General features: G+C 39.5%; 25 protein-coding genes and 1 pseudogene. 23 read left to right on the forward strand and 3 right to left on the reverse strand.

Annotated features, from left to right (window positions below; genetic code table 11):
• The 7 genes and pseudogenes from HMPREF2805_RS11570 to HMPREF2805_RS09390 form a co-directional block, all read left to right on the forward strand.
• On the forward strand, positions 1 to 606 hold a 606-nt coding region (locus HMPREF2805_RS11570; protein ID WP_261676372.1), incomplete at its 5' end, for a tagatose 1,6-diphosphate aldolase.
• A 146-nt stretch (positions 607 to 752) separates the two neighbouring features.
• Entirely contained in the window at positions 753 to 1,790 is a 1,038-nt protein-coding gene (locus tag HMPREF2805_RS09370; RefSeq protein ID WP_075232296.1) for an aldose epimerase family protein, read from the forward strand.
• Between the two features lie 602 nt (positions 1,791 to 2,392).
• The gene (locus HMPREF2805_RS11690) at positions 2,393 to 2,572 is read left to right on the forward strand and encodes a glycosyltransferase (protein ID WP_371607937.1); all 180 of its coding nucleotides are present in this window, start codon (positions 2,393 to 2,395) and stop codon (positions 2,570 to 2,572) included.
• A gap of 105 nt (positions 2,573 to 2,677) precedes the next feature.
• On the forward strand, positions 2,678 to 3,886 hold the full coding sequence (locus tag HMPREF2805_RS09375) for a glycosyltransferase family 8 protein (RefSeq protein ID WP_075232297.1): 1,209 nt from the start codon (positions 2,678 to 2,680) through the stop codon (positions 3,884 to 3,886).
• Positions 3,887 to 3,984: 98 nt separating this feature from the next.
• A complete protein-coding gene (locus HMPREF2805_RS09380) occupies positions 3,985 to 5,472 on the forward strand; it encodes a glycosyltransferase (RefSeq protein WP_075232298.1) in 1,488 nt (495 codons plus the stop codon).
• A 7-nt stretch (positions 5,473 to 5,479) separates the two neighbouring features.
• Positions 5,480 to 6,700, forward strand: a complete 1,221-nt coding sequence (locus tag HMPREF2805_RS09385; RefSeq protein WP_075232299.1) for a glycosyltransferase family protein — start codon at positions 5,480 to 5,482, stop codon at positions 6,698 to 6,700.
• 214 nt (positions 6,701 to 6,914) lie between these two features.
• Positions 6,915 to 7,792 (forward strand): annotated as a pseudogene (locus HMPREF2805_RS09390) (glycosyltransferase family 2 protein).
• Positions 7,793 to 7,897: 105 nt separating this feature from the next.
• Here HMPREF2805_RS09390 and rnjA read toward each other — a convergent pair.
• Positions 7,898 to 9,577 carry a ribonuclease J1 gene (rnjA, locus tag HMPREF2805_RS09395; protein WP_075232300.1) on the reverse strand — a complete coding sequence of 560 codons (1,680 nt, stop codon included), beginning with the start codon at positions 9,575 to 9,577 and terminating at the stop codon, positions 7,898 to 7,900.
• A 1-nt stretch (position 9,578) separates the two neighbouring features.
• Positions 9,579 to 9,812, reverse strand: coding sequence for a DNA-dependent RNA polymerase subunit epsilon (locus HMPREF2805_RS09400; RefSeq protein ID WP_000639568.1), 234 nt, complete (start codon positions 9,810 to 9,812; stop codon positions 9,579 to 9,581).
• A 399-nt stretch (positions 9,813 to 10,211) separates the two neighbouring features.
• Between HMPREF2805_RS09400 and HMPREF2805_RS09405 the strand changes: the two genes are divergently transcribed.
• From HMPREF2805_RS09405 to HMPREF2805_RS09480, 16 genes are all read left to right on the forward strand, one after another.
• A complete protein-coding gene (locus HMPREF2805_RS09405) occupies positions 10,212 to 10,418 on the forward strand; it encodes a hypothetical protein (protein WP_075232301.1) in 207 nt (68 codons plus the stop codon).
• A gap of 110 nt (positions 10,419 to 10,528) precedes the next feature.
• Entirely contained in the window at positions 10,529 to 11,212 is a 684-nt protein-coding gene (gene tsaB, locus HMPREF2805_RS09410; protein ID WP_075232302.1) for a tRNA (adenosine(37)-N6)-threonylcarbamoyltransferase complex dimerization subunit type 1 TsaB, read from the forward strand.
• Positions 11,209 to 11,646, forward strand: coding sequence for a ribosomal protein S18-alanine N-acetyltransferase (gene rimI, locus HMPREF2805_RS09415; protein ID WP_075232303.1), 438 nt, complete (start codon positions 11,209 to 11,211; stop codon positions 11,644 to 11,646). The genes tsaB and rimI overlap by 4 nt, the downstream gene beginning before the upstream one ends.
• A complete protein-coding gene (tsaD, locus tag HMPREF2805_RS09420; protein ID WP_075232304.1) occupies positions 11,636 to 12,646 on the forward strand; it encodes a tRNA (adenosine(37)-N6)-threonylcarbamoyltransferase complex transferase subunit TsaD in 1,011 nt (336 codons plus the stop codon). The genes rimI and tsaD overlap by 11 nt, the downstream gene beginning before the upstream one ends.
• Before the next feature lie 111 nt (positions 12,647 to 12,757).
• On the forward strand, positions 12,758 to 13,621 hold the full coding sequence (locus tag HMPREF2805_RS09425; protein ID WP_075232305.1) for an XRE/MutR family transcriptional regulator: 864 nt from the start codon (positions 12,758 to 12,760) through the stop codon (positions 13,619 to 13,621).
• Positions 13,622 to 13,736: 115 nt separating this feature from the next.
• Positions 13,737 to 14,405, forward strand: a complete 669-nt coding sequence (locus HMPREF2805_RS09430) for a CPBP family intramembrane glutamic endopeptidase (RefSeq protein ID WP_075232306.1) — start codon at positions 13,737 to 13,739, stop codon at positions 14,403 to 14,405.
• Between the two features lie 120 nt (positions 14,406 to 14,525).
• Positions 14,526 to 15,203, forward strand: a complete 678-nt coding sequence (locus HMPREF2805_RS09435; RefSeq protein ID WP_075232307.1) for a CPBP family intramembrane glutamic endopeptidase — start codon at positions 14,526 to 14,528, stop codon at positions 15,201 to 15,203.
• A gap of 11 nt (positions 15,204 to 15,214) precedes the next feature.
• Positions 15,215 to 15,883, forward strand: a complete 669-nt coding sequence (locus tag HMPREF2805_RS09440) for a CPBP family intramembrane glutamic endopeptidase (protein WP_049526392.1) — start codon at positions 15,215 to 15,217, stop codon at positions 15,881 to 15,883.
• A 120-nt stretch (positions 15,884 to 16,003) separates the two neighbouring features.
• Positions 16,004 to 16,678, forward strand: coding sequence for a CPBP family intramembrane glutamic endopeptidase (locus HMPREF2805_RS09445; RefSeq protein ID WP_075232308.1), 675 nt, complete (start codon positions 16,004 to 16,006; stop codon positions 16,676 to 16,678).
• A gap of 161 nt (positions 16,679 to 16,839) precedes the next feature.
• Positions 16,840 to 17,535, forward strand: coding sequence for an AzlC family ABC transporter permease (locus tag HMPREF2805_RS09450; protein ID WP_075232309.1), 696 nt, complete (start codon positions 16,840 to 16,842; stop codon positions 17,533 to 17,535).
• A complete protein-coding gene (locus tag HMPREF2805_RS09455) occupies positions 17,525 to 17,848 on the forward strand; it encodes an AzlD domain-containing protein (protein WP_049526398.1) in 324 nt (107 codons plus the stop codon). Before HMPREF2805_RS09450 ends, HMPREF2805_RS09455 begins: the two co-directional genes overlap by 11 nt.
• Before the next feature lie 102 nt (positions 17,849 to 17,950).
• The gene (locus tag HMPREF2805_RS09460) at positions 17,951 to 18,793 is read left to right on the forward strand and encodes an amino acid ABC transporter substrate-binding protein (RefSeq protein WP_045762539.1); all 843 of its coding nucleotides are present in this window, start codon (positions 17,951 to 17,953) and stop codon (positions 18,791 to 18,793) included.
• 153 nt (positions 18,794 to 18,946) lie between these two features.
• On the forward strand, positions 18,947 to 19,801 hold the full coding sequence (locus tag HMPREF2805_RS09465; RefSeq protein ID WP_000694516.1) for a MetQ/NlpA family ABC transporter substrate-binding protein: 855 nt from the start codon (positions 18,947 to 18,949) through the stop codon (positions 19,799 to 19,801).
• Positions 19,802 to 19,923: 122 nt separating this feature from the next.
• Positions 19,924 to 21,297 (forward strand): M20 family metallopeptidase, encoded by a 1,374-nt coding sequence (locus HMPREF2805_RS09470; RefSeq protein WP_075232310.1) that lies wholly within the window; start codon positions 19,924 to 19,926, stop codon positions 21,295 to 21,297.
• Entirely contained in the window at positions 21,290 to 22,351 is a 1,062-nt protein-coding gene (locus tag HMPREF2805_RS09475; RefSeq protein ID WP_075232311.1) for a methionine ABC transporter ATP-binding protein, read from the forward strand. Before HMPREF2805_RS09470 ends, HMPREF2805_RS09475 begins: the two co-directional genes overlap by 8 nt.
• Before the next feature lies 1 nt (position 22,352).
• Positions 22,353 to 23,045: a methionine ABC transporter permease gene (locus HMPREF2805_RS09480; RefSeq protein ID WP_004250431.1), complete on the forward strand. Its 693-nt coding sequence runs from the start codon at positions 22,353 to 22,355 to the stop codon at positions 23,043 to 23,045.
• Positions 23,046 to 23,278: 233 nt separating this feature from the next.
• Here the strand turns inward: HMPREF2805_RS09480 and HMPREF2805_RS11575 are convergent.
• Positions 23,279 to 23,455 (reverse strand): transposase (locus tag HMPREF2805_RS11575; RefSeq protein WP_261676384.1); only part of this gene is annotated, 177 nt, incomplete at its 5' end.

A 23,455-nucleotide genomic window follows, 5' to 3' on the forward strand; every position in this document is an offset into this window, starting at 1 on the left:
CTTTACTATGACGTAGATAGCTCTGACGAACTTAATCAACAAAAACAAGCCTACATCGAACGCATTGGTTCTGAGTGTGTGGCTGAAGATATTCCATTCTTCCTTGAAATTCTTGCTTACGATGAAAAGATTGCTGACGCTGGTTCTGCAGAATACGCTAAAGTAAAACCACACAAGGTTATCGGCGCTATGAAAGTCTTCTCAGATCCACGTTTCAACATCGATGTCTTGAAAGTAGAAGTTCCAGTTAACGTGAAATACGTTGAAGGCTTTGGTGATGGAGAAATCGTTCATACACGTGAAGAAGCTGCTACCTTCTTTAAAGCCCAAGACGAAGCTACTAACCTTCCTTACATCTACTTGAGTGCAGGTGTATCAGCTAAACTTTTCCAAGAAACTCTTGTCTTTGCTCACGAATCAGGCGCAAACTTCAATGGTGTTCTTTGTGGACGTGCAACATGGGCTGGATCTGTTGAAGCTTACATCAAAGATGGAGAAGCAGCAGCTCGCGAATGGCTTTGTACAACTGGATTTGAAAACATTGATGAACTCAATAAAGTACTTCAAACAACAGCTACTTCATGGACTGAACGTGTAGAAGCATAGATCAGAAATAGAAGAAACGACTTTTGTTAATAAAATATCTATGGTTTCTTGACAAAGGTGTCTGTAAATCATACAATAAAACCATAGAACGTGAATGCGCTTTCTATGGTTTGTTTACTTAATTGAATTAGAAAAAGGAGAGAAGGATGAAAGCATACACAGAACGTGTATTTGGGAAAGTTGATGGCAAGGATGTCCTCGCTTACCGTTTTGAAACGGAGGCAGGATACCAACTGGAAATCATGACTTATGGAGCAACAATTTTACGCTATGTAACTCCAGATAAGACTGGCAATTTTGCCAATGTTATCCTAGGTTTTGACGATTTCGAAAGCTATGTGGGAAATAGCCCTAAACATGGAGCAAGTGTAGGTCCAGTGGCAGGTCGTATTGCAGGAGCAACATTTGAACTCAATGGTAAGACCTATGATCTTGAAGTCAACAATGCTAGCAACTGTAACCACAGTGGCTCAACTGGTTGGGATTCTAACTTGTTTGAGCTAGTCGAAGTGAGTGACCATGGTTTGACTCTTTACACAGAAAGAACAGATGGGACTGGAGGTTTCCCTGGAAATCTTAAGATCTGGATTAGCTACAACTTGGAAGAAAGTGGTGCCTACGAAGTTAGCTACAAGGTGACGACAGACCAGGATACCTTGGTCAATCCAACCAACCATAGCTATTTTAACCTGTCAGGCGATTTCACTCAGACTGTTGACCGCCATGTCTTCCAATTGAACACTGAAGGCATCTATCCAATCGCTCCAGACGGCGTGCCAGCTAAAACACCGGATGCTAATCGTGATGTGGTCAAGCATATCTACAATGGAGCTTTGCTTAAGGATATTTTTGCAGACGAAGATGAACAAATCAAACTCGTATCTGGTTTGGACCATCCATTTGCTCTTCCTGCAGGACATGACAATGCTGGTTTCCTCTATGACCAAGGTTCAGGTCGCTTCCTGCTCTTCAAGACAGAGGCTCCTTGCTTTGTGGTCTACACAGCAAACTTTGTGGATGAGAGTGTCATCATCGCTGGTCAGTCAATGATTCAGCACAATGGGATTGCTCTTGAAGCGCAAGCTTTACCAGATGCTATTCATAGCGACCTTAAAGACCAAGTCATCCTCAAAGCAGGTGAAACATTCACCAGCAAAACTCGTTATGAGCTTGTTGTGAAATAATGATTGTTTTCTGAGTAAACCTATACTTTAACCGTTAGTTATTTACTAGCTGTTAGAATCTAGGTTTTTTGATTCTTGAAAAATAAGGAAATAATCTCAAGTTTAGAAGATAATTCTATATATCAAATATTCTTACTGAATAAAGATGATTGACTTATATTGATAGTTGAATGTGTCAATAATATCTAATAGATATATTTATATGATAGCTCTTTTGCTAAAAATAATGTATAATTAAAATGGAATAAATCTAGACTTTTGACTAAAAAATACTAGATTTTCATAAAGATTTTTTTGGGAAAACTCTCTATAGAGACTCGTGTTCTTGGTCAAAGTTATAAGGGGAAGATTAGCAATGGTATCAGTATCTGGAAAATTCTGTATATTTTCACATAAAAATAAGCAACATCAGCGCTTTTTTCAACTTTTACCCGATGGTCAAATCAAGGATATTGGTGGAACCGGTCAGAGGAGTTGACTACTGAGAGGCTGGATAAAATCATGAGTAAAGATATCTCAGCTTTCATCAGAGAATTTTTCCGCAAACTATAGAAAGCTAGTAGTGAATTGGGAATCCTACTGAAGAACCGTTTTTCATAACTTTGGAAAAGTATAAAGAGAAATATAAAAATGACAGAAAAATTAGTATAATTGTATCAGTTTACAACGTTGAAAACTACTTACGACAATGTCTAGATAGTATTCTCAATCAAACCTATCAAGATCTAGGGAAAAACTGTGCTGCCCTTAGATATTGTAGCCCATCAAGCAGAACTCTTTGATAAAGTAATCGCTCATGAAGAACCTCAAAAATGGTAGATGAAATTCGACAGATTTTATTAGTTAATAGAAAAAGAAAATAAACGTTAGATAAAAGGGATTGAAAAATGAAGAAAGCAATCGTACTTGGAGCAGATAATGGATATATGGATAAGGTGGAAACTACTATCAAGTCTGTTTGTGCTTATAACGATAATATAAAATTTTATGTTTTTAATGACGATCTACCTTCGGAATGGTTTCGTATTATGAATCAGCGATTGAAAGCTATTCATTCAGAAATTGTAAATGTAAAGATTTCTAATAATCATCTCCGAAAATATCGTTTACCAACGGCGCATTTATCATACGCAGCTTATTTTCGCTTTTTTATTCCAGACATACTGAAGGAAGATAAGGTTTTATATCTTGATTCGGATATTATTGTCAATGGAGATTTAACACCCCTTTTTGCAATAGATCTAGGTGATGGCCCAGTCGCAGCAGTTAGAGATGAATTGCAGCAAACAAATTTCAATTCAGGCGTTTTATTGATAAATAATGCCCATTGGAGAGAGCATGCGATTTCAACAAAATTGTTTGAATTAGCAGATCAGTACCATGAAGTTGAGTTTGGTGATCAAGGAATTTTAAACCGATTTTTTGTAGGGCAATGGAAAGAGCTAGACGTCAATTACAATTTTATGGTTGGAATGGATACTATTGCGACACGTTTTCAAAAAGATGAATGGTATGTAAAAGCGAATCAATATGAATCAGAGGTTTCTGTTATTCATTATACAGACGAAAAACCATGGTCAGCTGTATATAATAATCGCTTGGGAGATAAGTGGTGGTTCTTCTATGCTTTAGATTGGTCAGATATTATCTTACGGAAAGAGATTATCAAACATGGTTTAGATGAGCTTACAGAAAAAGAAAAATATCATACTGCAATCTTTACAAATGCTTGCGAGATGGAGCACTTGGAGTTTTTGATAAAAGCACTACCTGAGGTTCATTTTCATATTTTGGCTCATACAACTTTTGCCTCCCAAGTGGTCGATTTACAACGATATTTAAATGTGTCCATTTATCCACAGTTCAATCCTTATAATTTTGAAAATGTTCTTAGCAAAATCGATTTTTATTTGGATATCAATCATTTTAACGAAATTATGAATATCACTCAGGAGATTCATAAATTAGGGAAACCGATCTTTGCTTTTGATAATACCAGTAAGGACCCAACAGGAGGAAGTCAGATTTTTTCTTCACAAACTCCTGAAGCGATGGTAGTGGCGATTAAAGCTTACCTCAATTCGTTAGATAAATGAGAAAGTTTTAGTAGATAATCTAATCATTCGCTAGTTCACTTCTTTTATGGAGTCCATGCTTTGATGCTTGTGATTAGAGTTTAGTTTGGAGTTAAAGAATGCTTTACACTTTTAATCTTATGGTGGGTTTAGAACCAAATGGTGTAGATGTTGCTCAAGCATATCGTGGGAAGGTTTTTCGCGACTTGGACCTTCCTGCCAGTTTTGTTTTTACACAGGTCCCTCCTCGATTTAAATGGGACTATTACCTTTCTTTGGGTCATCTTGAGGAAGAAATCCTATTAGCACATATGTTGTTGACAGATCAGCGTGATATGAGCTTGGGGATCCGTATAGATGATATGAAGCAGCTCTTACACCTGACTGCTGAATATAAGGAAAATAATTGTGAAGTGATTTTTCAAGAACAAGATGGTGTGACTACCATTCTACATAAAAACAGTCTAAAACCGGATTATGTGGATTATGTAGATTATTATGTATTTGGTCGTTTACTTCGTAGAGAACATTATGGTAAGAAAAAGCTGTTCACAGAATTTTTTACAGCAGTGGATGCTGGATTTGGTATAGTAGCTAGAGTTGTTCGCCGACTGTTTCATAATAGAGATGGTTCCATAGCCTTTGAAGAGATTAAGAAAGAACCAGGTGAGGATACTGAAGCAGTTTATCGGTGTGGATCGGAGTGGTTCTATAGTGAGTCTGAATTTTTAGAGCGAGCCTTATCAGAGTTGCAGTTTAGTAAAGAGGATCATGTATTTATTGATCGTCTAGAGAATCTTCCCTTCACATCACCTCTTTTACGTTTAAAAGGAGAAGCAAGATTATCCTGTGTTGTGCACTCTATTCATTATTGGGGAGATCAGATCAATTCTGAATACTATCACCTTTTTCAATATGCCGAGGAATTTGATGATATTTTAGTATCAACGCAATCACAGAAGGATGAATTGGAAAAACATTTAGCATTACTAGGGAAAACTGGTCAAGTTCGCGTTCTTCCAGTAGCTGCCCTAGAACAGTTGCAATTAGCTGATGAACGAAAACCTTATTCTGTGATGATTGCCGTGCGGTTTGAACGCCGAAAACGGTTAGACTTAGCAATCAAAGCCATCGTTGCTTTTCATGAAATTTTTCCAGACGTCAACTTAGATATCTATGGGCAAGGGATGCTATGGCAGGATATTGAAGCAGAGATTGCCAATCTAGGAGCACAAAATTATATCCATCTTAAGGGGCATCAGACAATTTCAAACCGTTTCAAAGAGTATGAACTTTATTTGGCTACCTCGGAATGGGAAACTTTTGGTATAACTTTATTAGAAGCAATTGGTTCTGGACAAGCTCTTGTTGGTTTAGATGTACCATATGGAAATCAGACCTTTATTCAAGAGGGTAAAAATGGTTATTTAGTTCCTTTTGCTGCTCGTTCGGATGAGGAAATTGTGGTTGATTTAACAAAAGCTTTAGAGAAAGCCTTCAAACAAATCAAACAGCTGAGGGAAGGATCTTACCGCTTGGCTGAAGAATATTTATCAGACCGCATAATAAAACAATGGTATGAATTTTTGACTAGAGAATGGAAATAAAAAAGAAATGATGTATTATTATCTGACAAGGGAATGGTCTTCAGATGACGATCGCCTAAAAAAAGATTTAGAACTTATGGGGAAGAATCTGAAATCATTAACGATTAACAATATTTTTACTAGTTTTTTTTCTAATCATGAAAGTTCAAATCCCTTACACATGACTCAACTTCCCTTACCTCGATTTTGGGAGGTTCTTTCTACAGGTGATATCGTAGCGGAAGGAAATAAAAAAGGGAAGATTTACTGCTATCCTCAGTGGCCACAAATGGTGGAGGTAGTCGAATGGTATGATAACAAAGGTATTTGTTGTGCAAAAGATCATTATGATTTATCGGGAACTTGTTTTCAGAGAGAAATTTGGAGTGGTGGAAAAAAAGAGATAGACATTTATGGTCAGGAAAATCAAGAGCAACTCTATCTTTTTTCATCTCATAATCGTGCACTTTATCGAGAAGCAAACGGTCGGGAACAGGGCCTTTCTTCAATTGATGAAGCAAGAAAACTGATTTTAGATAAACAATTATCTACAGGTGATTGTATAGTGTTATCGGATATAAGATTGCTTAGGGATATGCCTAACCTCTCATCTAATCAGATAATGTTTTATATAAGAGAAGAGTTATCTGTCGAAGATATTTCGTATTTAAAAGATCGTTGTGGGAAACTACTGACTCGAGATTTGAAATTAAAGACAGACAATATGAATCTTCCCCTGATTTATCTACCAACGTTTCTTGGGGCCTTTAGGGAGTTTCGCCCGCATATTTTAATTTTGACAGATACGCAAGAACTAGAGCAAATTGAAGTCCTTGTATCTGCCCTACCGAATTTTGAATTTCATATTGCTGCGCTAACAGTAATGGGAGGGCGTTTATTAGATTTGGATTGTCATGCAAATGTTCATCTCTACCCAGGCCTGTCTAGAGAGATATATGAGAAACTTTTACAAACGTGTAGCATTTATCTGGATATTTCTCATGCGCAGGAAATACTTGATGGTAGCCGTACAGCTCTTGAAAATGGCATGGTCCTTTATGCTTTTAAGGACACGTGTCACCAACCAGAGTTTTATGTTACTGACCATGTGTTTCCAAGGGATGGTGTAGCAGAGATGATTGACGAATTATCTCAACTTGTAAATCCAGAAAAATATCAATCTGCTTATGATAAACAAAAGATGAATCCGTACTTAGTGACCAGGGAAGAGTTGAAGTTACTTTTTTAAATAACGGATAAATAAGGGAAGTGTCGTGAAAGCTTTAGAATAGATCTTCCTAGATAAAGATAACAATAACTATATAGCGTTTAGCTTAGTATTTCACTTGCTGACAATTTGTATTTCAATCATCAACTTAGTATGGAGAAATATAATCAAGAGTTTGTGGCTAAGAGAATATGATTGTATCAATCCAGCGATATTTGAAGCACTTAGACTAAAAATTGAAAAAATAAGTGTTATCGTTCCTGTTTATATGTCAGAGACCTATCTTGAAAATGTTTAGATAGCATTCTTCAACAAACTTATCAAAATCTTGAAGTTATTTTAATCAATGATGGTTCAACTGACGATTCAGCAGCTATTTGTCAACGATATAAAAATCAAGATGCGCGTGTTAAAGTTTACCATAAGCCAAATGGAGGAGTTGCTTCCAGTCGCAATCGTGCCTTGGAAGCTGTGACAGGTGATTACATTGTCTTTGTGGATAATGATGATTGGCTAGAGTTAGACCATATTCAAAGCCTTTATGATTTATTGAAAAAAACGGATGCAGATATTGCGATTGGTAATTTCACTCAGTTTATTGAAGATCAGGGAAGTTTTTTAATCCATGTAGGTGCAGACAACTATTTTGAACAAGTGTACAGCCCTTTTGATTGGTTCTATCATCAATATGACGGAAAGTATAATCTTAGTCAATGTTTTACAGTTCCACGGGCAAAACTCTATAAAGCAGAGCTTTTCAAGGATATTGTCTATCCAACGGATCAGAAGGTAGAGGACGATTATACGACCTATAAGGTTTACCTTCAAGCAGATAAGATAGCCTATATGAATAAAGCCATCTATATTCATAGAAAACGCTCTACAAGTGTGACTAGAACAGTTAATCTTGCAGATGTTTATCCTTTAAAGAGTATTGAAGAGCGTCTGACTATTTTGAATCTGATTGGGGCACCTCAGGAGTTGTTGGATAAGGAAATTCAGGCTTATAAATGGCGATTATCCATTCATGAAGAAGAATCATTGAAACGCGGAGATATGGAAGCTTATCAACAGATTTTGGTGAAAAAAGCTATTGAGACCAAGCGTCGGTGAGAGTTATAAGTCTTATAGAATAGTTGATTAAAAAAAATAATTGCTACAAATTGTCGTGAAATAATAAAAATTCTCTGAAGTCATAGGATTTCAGAGAATTTTTTCTTATTCTTCATCTGGTGTGAGAATCATTGGAATGATGATTGGTTCACGTTCAGTATTTTCATAAAGGAATGGTCGAATAGCATTTACGATGGCGCCATTGACAGATTGGATGCTGGCATCTTTGTTTTTCAATGCGATACGAATAGCATTGAAAAGGATGCGTTGACTTTGGCGAATCAAGTCGCCGGACTCTCTCATGTAGACAAATCCACGGCTGAGAATATCTGGTCCAGATAGGATCATTTGAGACTTGAAGTCAACGGTTGCGACAGCCAGTACAACACCATCTTCAGATAGGTCTCGGCGATCTTTGAGGACAGCAGCGCCGATTTCACCGATACGATTTCCATCGACATAGATATCCTGAGCGTTGAAATGACCAGCGATGCGGGCAGAATTTGCAGTGAGGGCAAGCACATCACCATTACTCATGATAAAGATATTGTCCTTCTCTACGCCAGTATCCACCGCCAGTCCAGCGTGGACTTTCTGCATGCGGTATTCACCGTGAACAGGCATGAAGTATTTTGGCTTAATCAAGCGGAGCATAAGTTTTTGCTCTTGCTGACCACCGTGTCCAGATGTATGGATGTTGTTAATCTTACCATGGATTACTTCAACACCGGCTTCAGAAATGATGTTAATCAGCTTGTTAACGCTAGTGGTGTTTCCTGGAATTGGGCTAGATGAGAAGATGACAGTATCGCCAGGTTGGAGTTGCACTTGACGGTGAGTTCTGTTAGCGATACGAGAGAGGGCTGCCATAGGCTCGCCCTGACTACCTGTACAGAGGATGAGAACCTCGCCTGCAGGATAGTCTTTGATTTCATTTGGTTCGATGAAGGTTCCCTTAGGAGCCTTGATGTAGCCAAGTTCAATCCCGTTAACAATGGCCTTTTCCATAGAGCGCCCAAAGACTGCGATCTTACGCCCGGTCTTAACAGCAGCTTCCGTTGCTTGCTGGAGACGGAAGATATTTGAGGCAAAGGATGCAAAGATGATACGTCCTTCGATACCTTGGATAATCTTCATGATCGACTGGCCGACAACCTTTTCAGAGTTTGTAAAGGTTGGAACCTCAGCATTGGTCGAGTCAGAGAGTAGGCAAAGCACTCCGTCTTCACCTAGGGCTGCCATACGGTGCAAGTCTGCAGGTTCACCAACTGGTGTAAAGTCAAACTTGAAGTCTCCCGTACAAACGATTTTCCCTTGAGGTGTATGGATGACGATTCCCAATGGCTCTGGAATCGAGTGGGTTGTTCTAAAGAAAGTTGCTTTAAGGTTTTTAAAGGTCAACTCCGTATTGTGGTTGATTTCGTGAAGTGTAGCATTGCGCAAAAGTCCATGCTCTTCGAGTTTTCCACGGATTAAGGCAAGGGCCAGTGGACCAGCATAGATAGGGATGTTTGCTTGCTTGAGCAAGAAAGGAATCCCTCCGATATGGTCCTCGTGTCCGTGTGTAATCAAGAGAGCCTTGACGCGGTCGATATTTTCTACAATGTAGGAGTAATCAGGGATAACGTAGTCGATACCAAGTAGGTCATCCTCAGGGAATTTAATCCCTGCATCAACGATGATGATTTCGTCTTGGTATTCGATACCATATGTGTTTTTTCCGATTTCTCCTAGACCACCAATGGCAAAAACGCCGACTTCTTCTGGTTTAAGAGTGTAGGCCATATTAGAACTCCGTAATTTCGAATGCGCCAGTTTCTTTTTCGTAGTCTAGCAGTTTGTCAGACAAGAGTTCGATATACTCGATATTATATTCTGGACGATTTTCTTCGACAAGTTGGCGAGCAGCGATACGTCCTTCAAGTTCTGAACTAGCATCGATGTCTAAGTATAGTGAGCGTGTTGTTTCACGACGTGGGCTACGGTCTTTTGTTTCTTGATAAAAAACTTTGTAAATCATATGTTTCCTTTCTGCTTTCAGGTCAGCTATATTCAAAAATGCTCAGTTTGAAGCTGGTTTGATTCCAGTTCATTTTTTGTCTTTATTGACCTTGATTCGTTACAATTATCTCAATTATAACATAAAAAGGGGAATTAGTAAAAGCAGGAAACATGAAAGTAAGGAGCTTGAAATGGGTTTCATTATACCTTGTATAAGTATTTGAAGACATCCGATGCAAGTGCTATAATAAAGTTAGAAAAGAGGTTTTTCTTGATTAAGGAGGACTAGCTATGCTTGATTTTGTGTTTCACCTATTTGGATGGAAATTCTACATATTGCTACAACTGCTTGGGCTCCTTTTCGTTAGATGATGATTTTGAAATATTTGCCTTTAGAATTGGAGAAAGGAGGCTCTCTATGTTTCAACTAGCTATCGCGATTCGTCTCTTGGTATTTGCTGTTTTTGTTGCCTGTGTTTACGGTGGCAATCTAGTATTTGTTCGGCTGGAACATAGAAAAACAGCTGTACACTGGAAAATTCTCTTTGTAACACTGTATTCCATTTTCCTCCTTCTTGTAACCTATGTGGTTTGGCTTGTATTTTACTTTGGTTTGAATGCTTAAGTACTTGTCCTGTCTGTTTGGCAGGACATTTTTGCTTCAAAACAAAGAAAATTCCCATGCGCCTTCTTTTGTAGTATAATAGTAAACAGACAAAAAGATAGGAATGTGTTATGAAAGTATTAGCATTTGATACGTCTAGCAAGGCTCTGTCTCTAGCCATTTTAGAGGACAAGCAGCTTCTTGCCGAGACGACAATCAATATCAAAAAAAATCACAGTATTACCCTTATGCCAGCCATCGATTTTTTGATAGCTAGTCTAGATTTGACGCCCAAAGATTTGGATCGAATCGTTGTAGCAGAGGGGCCAGGTAGCTACACAGGTTTGCGAATCGCGGTAGCAACTGCCAAGACCTTGGCTCATACCCTGAACATTGAGTTAGTGGGGATGTCTAGCCTTTTGGCTCTGGTACCAAGCCAGCAAGTAGGTCTTGTAGTACCTTTGATGGATGCGCGTCGCAACAATGTTTACGCAGGATTTTATGAAAATGCTCAGCCTGTCTTTCCAGAGGCGCATCTGTCCTTTGCAGAAGTTTTGGAGCAAGTCAAAGATGCTGAACAAGTCACTTTTGTCGGTGAAGTAGGAGCCTTTGTGGAGCAGATTCAAGAACAACTACCACAGGCTAACTATCAGGAAACCTTGCCAAATGCGGCTAATCTAGCTCTTTGGGCTTGGGATAAGGAAGCAGAATCCTTGCATGACTTTGTGCCAAATTACCTCAAACGTGTTGAAGCTGAGGAAAACTGGCTCAAAAATCACACTGAGTCTGGAGAATCTTACATCAAACGCCTATGATTGAAATCAAACGAATCCAACAGCAACCTGACTTGGCGCAGGCAATTTACGCTGTCATGACGGATGTTTACCCAGTCAGTCCTTGGACGCTGGAACAAATCCAAGCAGACCTGTCCCAAGACCAGACTTGGTATGCTCTAGCTTATGATGGGGAAGAAGTGATAGGTTTTCTAGCAATTCAGGAGAATCTTTTTGAAGCAGAAGTCTTGCAAATCGCTGTCAAGAAAGCTTATCAGGGGCAGGGGATAGCATCAGTCTTATTTGCTCAATTACCGACAGACAAAGAGATTTTTCTCGAAGTCAGAAAGTCAAATCAACGAGCGCAAGCATTTTACAAGAAAGAAAATATGGCAGTCATCGCTGAGCGAAAGGCCTATTACCATGAACCAGTAGAGGACGCCATCATCATGAAGAGAGAAATAGATGAAGGATAGATATATTTTAGCATTTGAGACATCCTGTGATGAGACCAGTGTCGCCGTCTTGAAAAACGACGATGAGCTCTTGTCCAATGTCATTGCTAGTCAAATTGAGAGTCACAAACGTTTTGGGGGCGTAGTGCCGGAAGTAGCTAGTCGTCACCATGTCGAGGTCATTACAGCCTGTATTGAGGAGGCGCTAGCAGAAGCAGGGATTACGGAAGAGGACGTGACAGCTGTGGCGGTCACCTACGGACCAGGATTGGTCGGAGCCTTACTAGTTGGTTTGTCAGCTGCCAAGGCCTTTGCTTGGGCACATGGACTTCCGCTGATTCCCGTTAACCACATGGCTGGCCACCTCATGGCAGCTCAGAGCGTGGAGCCTTTGGAATTTCCCTTGTTAGCCCTCTTAGTCAGCGGTGGGCACACGGAGTTGGTCTATGTTTCTGAGGCTGGGGATTACAAGATTGTTGGGGAAACGCGAGATGATGCGGTTGGTGAGGCCTATGATAAGGTCGGTCGCGTCATGGGCTTGACCTATCCAGCAGGTCGCGAGATTGACGAATTGGCTCATCAGGGGCAGGATATTTATGATTTCCCACGTGCTATGATTAAGGAGGATAATCTGGAGTTTTCATTCTCAGGTTTGAAGTCTGCCTTTATCAACCTTCACCACAATGCCGAGCAAAAGGGAGAGAGTTTGTCAACAGAGGACTTGTGTGCATCCTTCCAAGCGGCAGTTATGGACATTCTCATGGCTAAAACCAAGAAAGCCTTGGAAAAATACCCTGTTAAAACCCTAGTCGTGGCTGGTGGTGTGGCAGCTAACAAAGGATTAAGAGAACGCTTGGCAGCTGAAATCACTGACGTCAAGGTCATCATTCCACCTCTGCGTCTTTGCGGAGACAATGCAGGCATGATTGCCTATGCCAGCGTCAGCGAGTGGAACAAAGAAAACTTTGCAGGCTTGGAGCTAAATGCCAAACCTAGCCTCGCTTTTGATACTATAGAATGAAAAGTCAGCTTGAAGCTGGCTTTTTTGCTAAAATATTTTATAATATGTTAAAAAAGTAAAAAGTTTTTACGAATAGAATAGTAAAGGGAATATTTAAAGGGGAGTTCGGCAATGATTGAAAAACAGGAATTAGGAGAATTTTACAAGGAATTGCGCCTGGCGAGAAAGCTCAAGCAGTCAGATGTGGCTTGTGGTGGACTAACAGCCTCTCAGCTATCCAAGTTCGAACTAGGGCAATCCATGCTGTCTGCGGATAAGCTGATCCTAGCTATCCAGGGGATCAATGTGACCTTTGATGAGTTTGGGCACAAGCTCAACAACTACCAAGAATCTCCACATATGCGATTTGGTAGAAGGATTGTGGATCGCTTTGCCCATCAAGATATAGCTGGCTTAGAGCAATTGTTGAAAGAAATTGAGCAAGAACAGATGGCGCAGACCTATCGTCGTTTGAACTCTATTGTGATTAAAGATGCTATCCATTCACTAGATAAAAGCTATCCGCTAGCAGAGGAGGATAGCGAGTTTTTAACTACCTATCTCTATGCTATCGAATCTTGGACCTGGTTTGAACTCTATATCTTTTGCAATACCATGCCTTTTTTGGGCAACCAAGATTTGATATTTTTATCAACTTCCTTACTCGAAAAATCCAAGGAATTTAAAGAATTGGCACACAATAGACTGTATATGAAAAGTAGCTTTCTAAATATCATCTCAGAGCTTATGGAGCGCAAACTTTTCTCTTACATCCCAATCTTTGAAGCTGAGTTGGAGAGTATGCTTCGCCCCTATGATGTTTTTGAGAAAGTATCATGGCAATTTTTAAAGAAATTGAGTGTTTTCCTTCAGACCAAGGGAAGCAATCAAAAAGAGATTGAACACTTTATCCAATCTCTGCAAATATTAGAAAATCTACAATTAACAGCCCTTTTTGAATTACGCTTACAGCAGTACAAAGCACTTATCGATTAGTTAGAAATCGCAAATGTGAAATTTCCATCAGAAAAAATGTCAAATATGCGATTTTCTAAAATATAGAAGTTTTCGTGTTATACTGTCTTCATTCCATAGTATAGGAGAAAAAAGAATGAAAAAGATCATCTCACGCTACTACTTTTTTATAGCCATGCTATTTGTTATTGTTTACCAGTACTTCAGTGGTCTGGTTTTAAACAATGATTTTACTGCTGGTCTATCTAAATTTGGCTATTATTTTTCGGATATGATGTTGAACTTTCTTGTGGTTCTGCTTGTTTTTATTTTTATGGTAGGAGCAGGAAAATGGCAACAAATCAACAGTAGAAAATTTAAAGGGTTCTATCTTTTTTATTCCTTTTTAGCTTTTCTTGCTTTATTTATTTGGAATTTTATCAAATTTTTCCTATTCCCACCTACCCAAAATGGACTTGCTTACCAACTCGCTGCTCCGACTTTTACAGGCGCTACGGCATTTTTGATGTATTTTTTCTATCCTGTGATTGCAGGTCCCATTTTTGAAGAGATGATTTATCGTGGATTGGTGATGACCGCTTTGGAAAAATGGAAAAAATGGGGACTGGACGTGCTTGGTTCTGCTGCTTTATTTGGAATTCTGCATATTAGTGATTATGGTTGGGTCTTGACAGACTTTTTCGTATATATGGGTGGCGGTATCATATTTGCGGTCTTGTTTAGAGTAACAAAGTCTATTTATTGGCCTATTGGACTACATATAGTCTATAACGGTATCGGGCATATACTTCCTTTGTTATTTTAGAGGATTTTGAGAATCATAAATCAAGGGAAGAGTCCTCGTCGTGGTGCTTTTGCTTGGACTGTAGAGCCAACAGGTGAGTGGTTAAGACGTCGTCGATAAAATAGTATAGGAAGTAATTAAATGAAGAAAATGAAAGAAATGAAATTTCACCTAGCAACTGGCTTGTTGCTTTTTACCTATTACCTCATTTTTAATGTCATACCAGACTTAGATTTTACTGTAGCTTTGTCTTATGAGATCTACTATGTGTTTCAGGTTTTATTGGTACTTATTCTGGGAACTGTATCTACAATTATTTTTGTCAAAAGTGAACATTGGAAAGAGTGTGGTCGTTTCCAGTTTCGTTGGTCTTACCTGGGTGTTTTCATTCTTTCTTTTTTCTTATTATTTGTTTGGGCAAATCTAGCAACTCGTATCTTTCCTCGTACGCAAAATGGAAGTACGGTAGTGGAAGTAGCCACCAGTTTGACAGGAATTAGCTATTTTATTACGCGTGTACTTTACGGTAGCCTTATCGCACCTGTAGCAGAAGAAATAGTGTGTCGTGGTTTTTTGATGACAAGCTTGTCTAAATTTAAAAACTACTATATTGATGTTCTTGTTTCTGCTGCCATATTTGGCGCTATGCATGTTTTACAGCATGGTTGGATAACGACAGATTTCATACTTTACTTTGTAATGGGCTTGATATTTTGCATGATGTTTCGCTGTACACGCTCTATTTATTGGACCATAGCTTTACATGCTTCATGGAATACCTTCTTGCTTATTGTTAGTTTATTGGTGTTTGGATTTTAGAAGGGTGATATATGAAAAAGATAATCTCACGTTACTACTTGTTTGTAGCTATTCTACTTATCATTGCGGACCAGTTCTTCATCCGTCTGGTTTTACACAGCGACTTGGCTGCTGGTCTATCTGATTTTGGCTATTATTTTTCGGATATGATGTTGAATTTTCTTGTGGTTTTGCTTGCTCTTGTTGCCATGATTTGGTCAGGGAAATGGCAACAAATCAATAGCAGAAAATTTAAAGTGTCCTATCTTTTCTATTTCTTTTTAGCTCTTCTAGCTTTTTTTGTTTGGAATTTCGTTACCTTTTTTATTTTCCCGTCCACCCAAAATGAAATTTCTTATCAACTGGATCTTCCTACTTTTACAGGTCCTACTGCATTTTTGATGTATTTTTTCTATCCAGTGATTGCAGGTCCCATTTTTGAAGAGATGATCTATCGTGGATTGGTGATGACAGCTCTGGAAAAAGGGAAGAAGTGGGGACTGGATGTGCTTGGTTCGGCTGCTTTATTTGGAATCTTGCATATCAGTAGTCATGGTTGGGTCTTGACAGACTTTTTCGTATATATGGGTGGTGGTCTAATAATGGCAGTCTTTTTTAGAGTGACAAAGTCTATTTATTGGTCTATTGGACTGCATATAGTTGATAATGCCATTGGTCAAATTCTACCCTTGTTGTTTTAGAGGTTTTTAAGAGTCATAAATAAAGGGAAAAGTCCTAATTGCGGTGTTTTTGATTGGATAAAATGGACTTGGGTACGTTTAGCTGGAAGATGGTGTAACTAAAACTCTAAAGGATCAACGATGAAAAGGAAAGAAACGAAATTTTACTTGACAACTGTTTTGATAATAGCCGCCTATTACTTAATTTTTAATTTTGTAGCAAGGTTAGAATTTGTTAACCAATTATCAGATTTTGGATTTTATGGCTTACAAATTTTATTGATAGCTCTTGAGGGAATTGTTGCTACTGTCATTCTTGTTAAGAGTCAACGTTGGAAAGAGTACGGTCGCTTCCAGTTTCGTTGGTCCTATCTGGGTATCTTCTTTCTTTCCTTTATATTGATGTTTTTGTGGGTAAATATAACGACTCGGATTTTTCCCAGCACGCAAAATGGGAGTGCTATAAAAGAAACCGTAGCCAATTTGACGGGAATTAGTTATTTTGTGACACGTATTCTCTACGGCAGTCTTATTGCTCCGATAGTTGAGGAGTTAGTTTTCCGTGGACTTCTGATGATAGCCCTATCTAAATTTAAAAAATACTATATTGACGTCATCATTTCCTCCACGCTCTTTAGTCTTATCCATGTTTTACAGTATGGCTGGGTGTTAACAGATTTCATAGTTTATGCAGGAGCAGGTCTCTTGTTCGGTATGCTATTTCTTTATACTCGTTCAGTTTATTGGCCAATGGCTCTTCATATCGTGTGGAATACATTTTTAATCGTTGTTAGTTTATTGGTATTTGGGTATTAAATCTAAAATAGTTTATAAGTTGCATCATGAGACTGGCCTCCCAGTCTTTTTTTGTTCTTGTCAATCAGCAGACTTTTTTCTATTTTACGAATATGTTATAATAATTTTTGTTGTGACTGTTTGGAAAGCAGTCGCTGAAGGAATGATTAGTGAGGAAGTCTATGAAAGAAAAAGGATTTTGGGAGGGTGTGCAGGCTGCGGTGCCGACGGCTTTGGGCTATGTTAGCATCGGTCTTGCCTGTGGCATTATCGGTTCGCCCTATGTGACGCCAGTAGAAATGGGTTTGATGAGTCTCTTTGTCTATGCTGGGAGTGCTCAGTTTGCCATGATAGCCTTGATAGCAGTTCAAGCGCCTGTGGCAGCCATTGCCATGACGGTCTTTTTGATTAATCTGCGTCTCTTCTTGCTCAGTTTGCATGCATCGACCTATTTTCGTCATACCAGTCTTTGGCACAATATCGGCATGTCCAGCCTCTTGACCGATGAGACCTATGGCGTTTTGATGGGCGAGTTGGTGCATACGAATAAGGTCAATCCTATGTGGATGCACGGGAACAACCTTAACAGCTATGTGGCTTGGTTTGTCGGAACTGTTGTCGGAACTGCTCTAGGTGGACTTCTACCAAATCCAGAAATTTTTGGCTTAGATTTTGCCCTAGTGGGGATGTTTATTGGGATTTTTACTTCCCAGTTTCAGATTATGCAAAAACGGATTCCTTTGCGCAATCTCTTCATAATTTTAGCAGTTGTAGCTGTATCTTTCTTTTTGCTCTTGACGGTGGTGTCTCAGTCATTAGCTGTTCTGTTTGCGACCTTGCTAGGTTGTACCATGGGGGTGGTCTTGGATGGTCAGTAAGTATATTTTATTAGCAATTGTCTTTTCTGGCTTGGTGACTTGGATTCCAAGAATGATTCCTTTTATCCTAGCCAAGTACAAGGGTTTGCCGCCTATCGTAGAGCGCTTTTTGAAATTTCTACCAGTTTCTATTATCTTTGCCTTGATTCTTTCAAGTGTGGTGACAGGAAAAGTTGGAAGCCTCCCGCAGATAAAGTGGTTAGACTTTTTAGCAATCTTTCCAACGGCCTTTGTAGCCTTTCGTTACCGCAATCTGGTTGGGACTGTTCTCTTTGGAGTAGTCTTGATAGCAGTCCTACGTTTGGTCTTTTAATCAGCCATAAAGAAAACCTATCACAAATATAGAAATCATATAATAGCGTAATTCCTTTTTTTCTGTTAAGATAAGATTGTATTCTATTTTGGAGGAAATATCATGAAAAAAATCGTTAAGTATTCATCACTTGCTGCCCTAGGGCTTGTAGCCGCAGGTGTATTGGCAGCTTGCTCAGGTGGTGAAAAGAAAGATGCTGCATCTGGTGAAGCAACATCTGGTAAAAAAGAAATCGTTGTAGCAACTAACGCGTCACCAAAACCATTTAACTATGAAGAAAACGGTGAGTTGACTGGTTTTGAGATTGAGGTTGTTCGCGCCATCTTTAAAGACTCTGACAAGTATGATGTCAAGTTTGAAAAGACAGAATGGTCAGGAATCTTTGCAGGCCTTGACGCAGATCGTTACCAAATGGCGGTTAACAACATTAGCTATACAAAAGAACGTGCAGAAAAATATCTTTACGCAGCACCAACTGCTAAAAACCCTAATGTTCTCGTAGTTAAGAAAGATGATAACAGCATCAAATCACTTGATGATATCGGTGGAAAATCTACTGAAGTCGTTCAAGGAACAACATCAGCTAAACAATTGGAAGAATACAACAAACAACACGCAGATAACCCAACTGTCCTTAACTATACAAAAGCTGACTTCCAACAAATCATGGGACGTTTGAGCGATGGACAATTTGACTACAAGATTTTTGATAAAATCGGTGTAGAAACAGTTATCAAAAACCAAGGTTTGGATAACTTGAAAGTCATCGAACTTCCAAGTGACCAACAACCTTACGTTTACCCACTTCTTGCAAAAGGTCAAGATGAATTGAAATCATTTGTTGACAAACGCATCCAAGAACTCTACAAAGACGGAACTCTTGAAAAATTATCTCAACAGTTCTTTGGTGGTTCTTACCTCCCAGCAGAAGCTGACATCAAATAAGTTTGTAAATCATCCATTCTCTCGTAGGTGGATGATTTTGTAACTTTTAGACATATAGTTTAAAACTATATGTCTGCCTATCTAATAACAATTTGCGAAATCAAATAAAGTGTGAGATACTATTACAGTATTATTTTTAAAGGAGAACGAATCATGAAAATTAAAAAATGGTTAGGCGTAGCAGCTATCGCTACAGTAGCAGGCCTTGCACTTGCAGCTTGCGGAAATTCAGACAAGAAAGCAGACAACACAACTACAGTTAAAATCGCGACTGTTAACCGTAGCGGTTCAGAAGAAGCACGCTGGGACAAAGTCCAAGAATTGGTTGAAAAAGACGGAATTAAATTGGAATTCACAGAGTTTACAGACTACTCACAACCAAATAAAGCAACTGCTGATGGTGAAGTAGACTTGAACGCTTTCCAACACTACAACTTCTTGAACAACTGGAACAAAGAAAACGGTAAAGACCTTGTAGCGATTGCAGATACTTATATCTCACCAATCCGCCTTTACTCAGGTAAAAATGGGGAAGAAAACAAGTACACTAAAGTGGAAGAAATCCCAAACAACGGTGAAATTGCTATTCCAAACGATGCTACTAACGAAAGCCGTGCCCTTTACCTTCTTCAATCAGCTGGTTTGATTAAATTGGATGTTTCAGGAACTGAACTTGCTACAATCGCAAACATCAAAGAAAATCCAAAGAACTTGAAAATCACTGAGTTGGACGCTAGCCAAACAGCTCGTTCATTGACTTCAGTTGATGCAGCAGTTGTAAACAACACTTTTGTTACAGAAGCAAAATTGGACTACAAGAAAGCACTCTTTAAAGAGCAAGCTGACGAAAACTCAAAACAATGGTACAACATCATCGTTGCGAAAAAAGATTGGGAATCATCACCTAAAGCTGATGCAATCAAGAAAATTATCGCAGCTTACCATACTGATGAAGTGAAAAAAGTCATCGAAGAAACTTCAGACGGCTTGGATCAACCAGTTTGGTAATAAACATAGGGAGGTGGGAGAGATTTTTTCCACCTCTTGCTTTTATATAGAGACTAAAGAAAAGGAACATCCACTTGTATTGATTCCAAAGGTACAAGTCCTAGTAGAAAGGTAGAGATAAAATGGTTTTCCCTAGCGAACAAGAACAGATTGAAAAATTTGAAAAGGATCATGTGGCCCAGCATTATTTTGAGGTTTTGCGTACCTTGATTTCTAAGAAATCGGTCTTTGCCCAGCAGGTTGGACTTAAGGAAGTTGCAAATTATCTGGGTGAGATTTTCAAACGTGTTGGGGCTGAAGTGGAGATTGATGAGACTTATACGGCTCCTTTTGTCATGGCGCATTTCAAGAGTTCGCGTCCAGATGCCAAAACCTTGATTTTCTATAACCACTATGACACTGTGCCAGCGGACGGAGATCAAGTGTGGACAGAGGATCCCTTTACGCTTTCGGTCCGCAATGGCTTCATGTATGGGCGTGGGGTTGATGATGATAAGGGACATATCACAGCTCGTTTGAGTGCTTTGAGAAAGTATATGCAGCACCATGATGATCTGCCTGTCAATATCAGTTTTATCATGGAGGGAGCGGAGGAATCGGCTTCGACAGACCTAGACAAGTATCTGGAAAAACATGCGGATAAACTCCGTGGTGCGGATTTATTGGTCTGGGAACAAGGGACCAAAAATGCCTTGGAACAGCTAGAAATTTCTGGTGGGAATAAGGGGATTGTAACCTTTGATGCCAAGGTAAAAAGTGCGGATGTGGATATCCATTCGAGTTATGGTGGGGTTGTGGAATCAGCTCCTTGGTATCTCCTTCAAGCTTTACAGTCTCTTCGCGCTGCAGATGGACGTATCTTGGTTGAAGGCTTGTACGAAGAAGTACAAGTGCCAAATGAACGTGAATTGGCCTTGGTTGATACCTACGCCCAACGAAATCCAGGGGAAATCAGCCAGATTTATGGTTTGGAATTGCCTCTCTTACAAGAGGATCGTGCAGCCTTCCTAAAACGTTTCTTTTTCGAGCCAGCTCTTAATATCGAAGGGATTCAGTCAGGCTATCAAGGGCAAGGGGTTAAAACGATTTTGCCAGCAGAAGCCAGTGCTAAGTTAGAAGTTCGTTTGGTTCCTGGCCTAGAACCGTATGATGTTCTGGAAAAAATTCGGAAACAGCTAGACAAAAATGGCTTTGATAAGGTAGAATTATACTATACCTTGGGTGAGATGAGTTATCGAAGTGATATGAGTGCACCATCTATTCTCAATGTTATTGAGTTAGCCAAGAAATTCTATCCACAGGGCGTATCTGTCTTGCCAACAACTGCAGGGACAGGTCCTATGCATACGGTATTCGATGCCTTAGAGGTACCCATGGTGGCCTTTGGTCTAGGAAATGCTAATAGCCGAGACCATGGTGGAGACGAGAATGTACGAATCGCCGATTATTACACCCATATTGAATTAGTAGAGGAGCTGATTAAAAGCTATGAGTAGAGATATTATCAAGTTAGATCAGATCGATGTGACTTTTCACCAAAAGAAAAGAACCATCACAGCGGTCAAGGATGTGACTATTCACATCCAAGAAGGGGATATCTACGGAATCGTTGGATATTCTGGAGCAGGGAAATCAACCCTAGTTCGTGTGATTAACCTCTTGCAAAAACCATCTGCAGGTCGAATTACTGTAGATAATGATGTAATTTTTGATGGCAAGGTTACCTTAACTGCTGAGCAATTACGACATAAACGTCAAGATATTGGGATGATTTTCCAACACTTCAACCTCATGAGCCAGAAAACAGCAGAGGAAAACGTAGCCTTTGCCCTCAAACACTCTGGCCTCAGCAAGGAAGAAAAGAAGGCTAAAGTAGCTAAGTTGTTGGACTTAGTTGGTCTTGCAGATCGTGCCGAAAACTATCCTTCACAATTATCTGGTGGTCAAAAACAACGTGTGGCTATTGCGCGTGCCTTGGCCAATGATCCAAAAATCTTGATTTCAGACGAGTCAACTTCAGCTCTGGATCCAAAGACAACGAAACAAATCTTGTCACTCTTGCAAGAATTGAACCGTAAACTAGGTTTGACCATTGTTTTGATTACACACGAGATGCAGATTGTCAAAGATATTGCTAACCGTGTAGCAGTGATGCAGGATGGTCGATTGATTGAAGAAGGTAGCGTTCTTGAAATCTTCTCTGATCCTAAGCAACCATTGACTCAGGACTTTATCTCGACTGCGACAGGTATCGATGAAGCTATGGTCAAGATTGAGAAACAGGAAATCGTAGAGCACTTATCTGAAAACAGCATTTTGGTACAACTCAAGTATGCAGGAGCTTCTACAGATGAGCCACTTTTGAATGAATTGTACAAACATTACCAAGTAACAGCCAATATTCTCTATGGGAACATTGAAATTTTGGATGGTACTCCTGTGGGTGAACTTGTGGTTGTCTTGTCAGGGGAAAAAGAAGCCTTGGCAAACGCTCAAGATGCTATCCGTCAAGCTGGTGTGCAACTAAAAGTATTGAAGGGAGGACAGTAAGATGGCAGAATTGATTAAAGCATACTTACCAAACGTCTACAAGATGGGTTGGTCTGGTCAGGCTGGCTGGGGAACAGCAATCTACTTGACACTTTATATGACGGTTCTTTCCTTCATCATCGGAGGTTTCCTAGGGCTGGTTGCAGGGCTTTTCCTTGTCTTGACAGCTCCAGGTGGTGTCTTGGAAAATAAAGTTGTTTTCTGGATTTTAGACAAGATCACGTCAATCTTCCGTGCAGTGCCATTCATCATTCTCTTGGCTGTCTTGTCACCCTTCTCTCATCTAATCGTAGGGACAAGTATCGGACCAAATGCGGCTATTGTACCCCTATCTTTTGCAGTCTTTGCCTTCTTTGCCCGTCAAGTACAGGTGGTATTGGCTGAGCTAGATGGCGGTGTCATCGAGGCAGCTCAAGCCAGTGGAGCTACTTTCTGGGACATCGTGGGTGTTTACCTATCAGAAGGTCTACCAGACTTGATCCGTGTGACAACTGTAACCTTGATTTCCCTTGTCGGTGAAACAGCTATGGCGGGAGCGGTCGGAGCAGGTGGTATCGGTAACGTAGCTATCGCTTATGGATTTAACCGTTTCAATCATGATGTAACAGTCCTTGCGACTCTCATCATTATCCTGATTATCTTTACAATTCAGTTCTTGGGCGACTTCTTGACCAAGAAATTAAGTCATAAATAAAAAAGAGCCAAGTGGCTCTCAGATTGAAGAAAAAGTCCGTTGTGGATAATTTTCTTCAATCTTTTTCTTTTATTAGAGAAAATAAAAAAACTCTTAAAAATAGCGGCTCATTGTCAACTGTAGTGGGTTGAATAAAAACTAACATCTGGAGAGGACAATTGATGTCCTCTTCATTTTTATATTCAGAGCGATGAAAATTGGCTCTTTGTCAACTGTAGTGGGTTGAATAAAAGCTAACATCTGGAGAGGACAATCGTTGTCCTCTCCATTTTTATATTCAGAGCGATGAAAATTCGTTTCTTAAAGTTGTCAAAGTTCCTAAAACCAAAGGCATTTCGTTTGATGAGTTTAATGAGATTATTGGTTGCTTCCAATTTGGCGTTGGAATAAGGTAATTGAAGGGCGTTGAC

It is taken from the genome of Streptococcus sp. HMSC034E03 (assembly GCF_001811505.1).
GTDB lineage: Bacteria > Bacillota > Bacilli > Lactobacillales > Streptococcaceae > Streptococcus.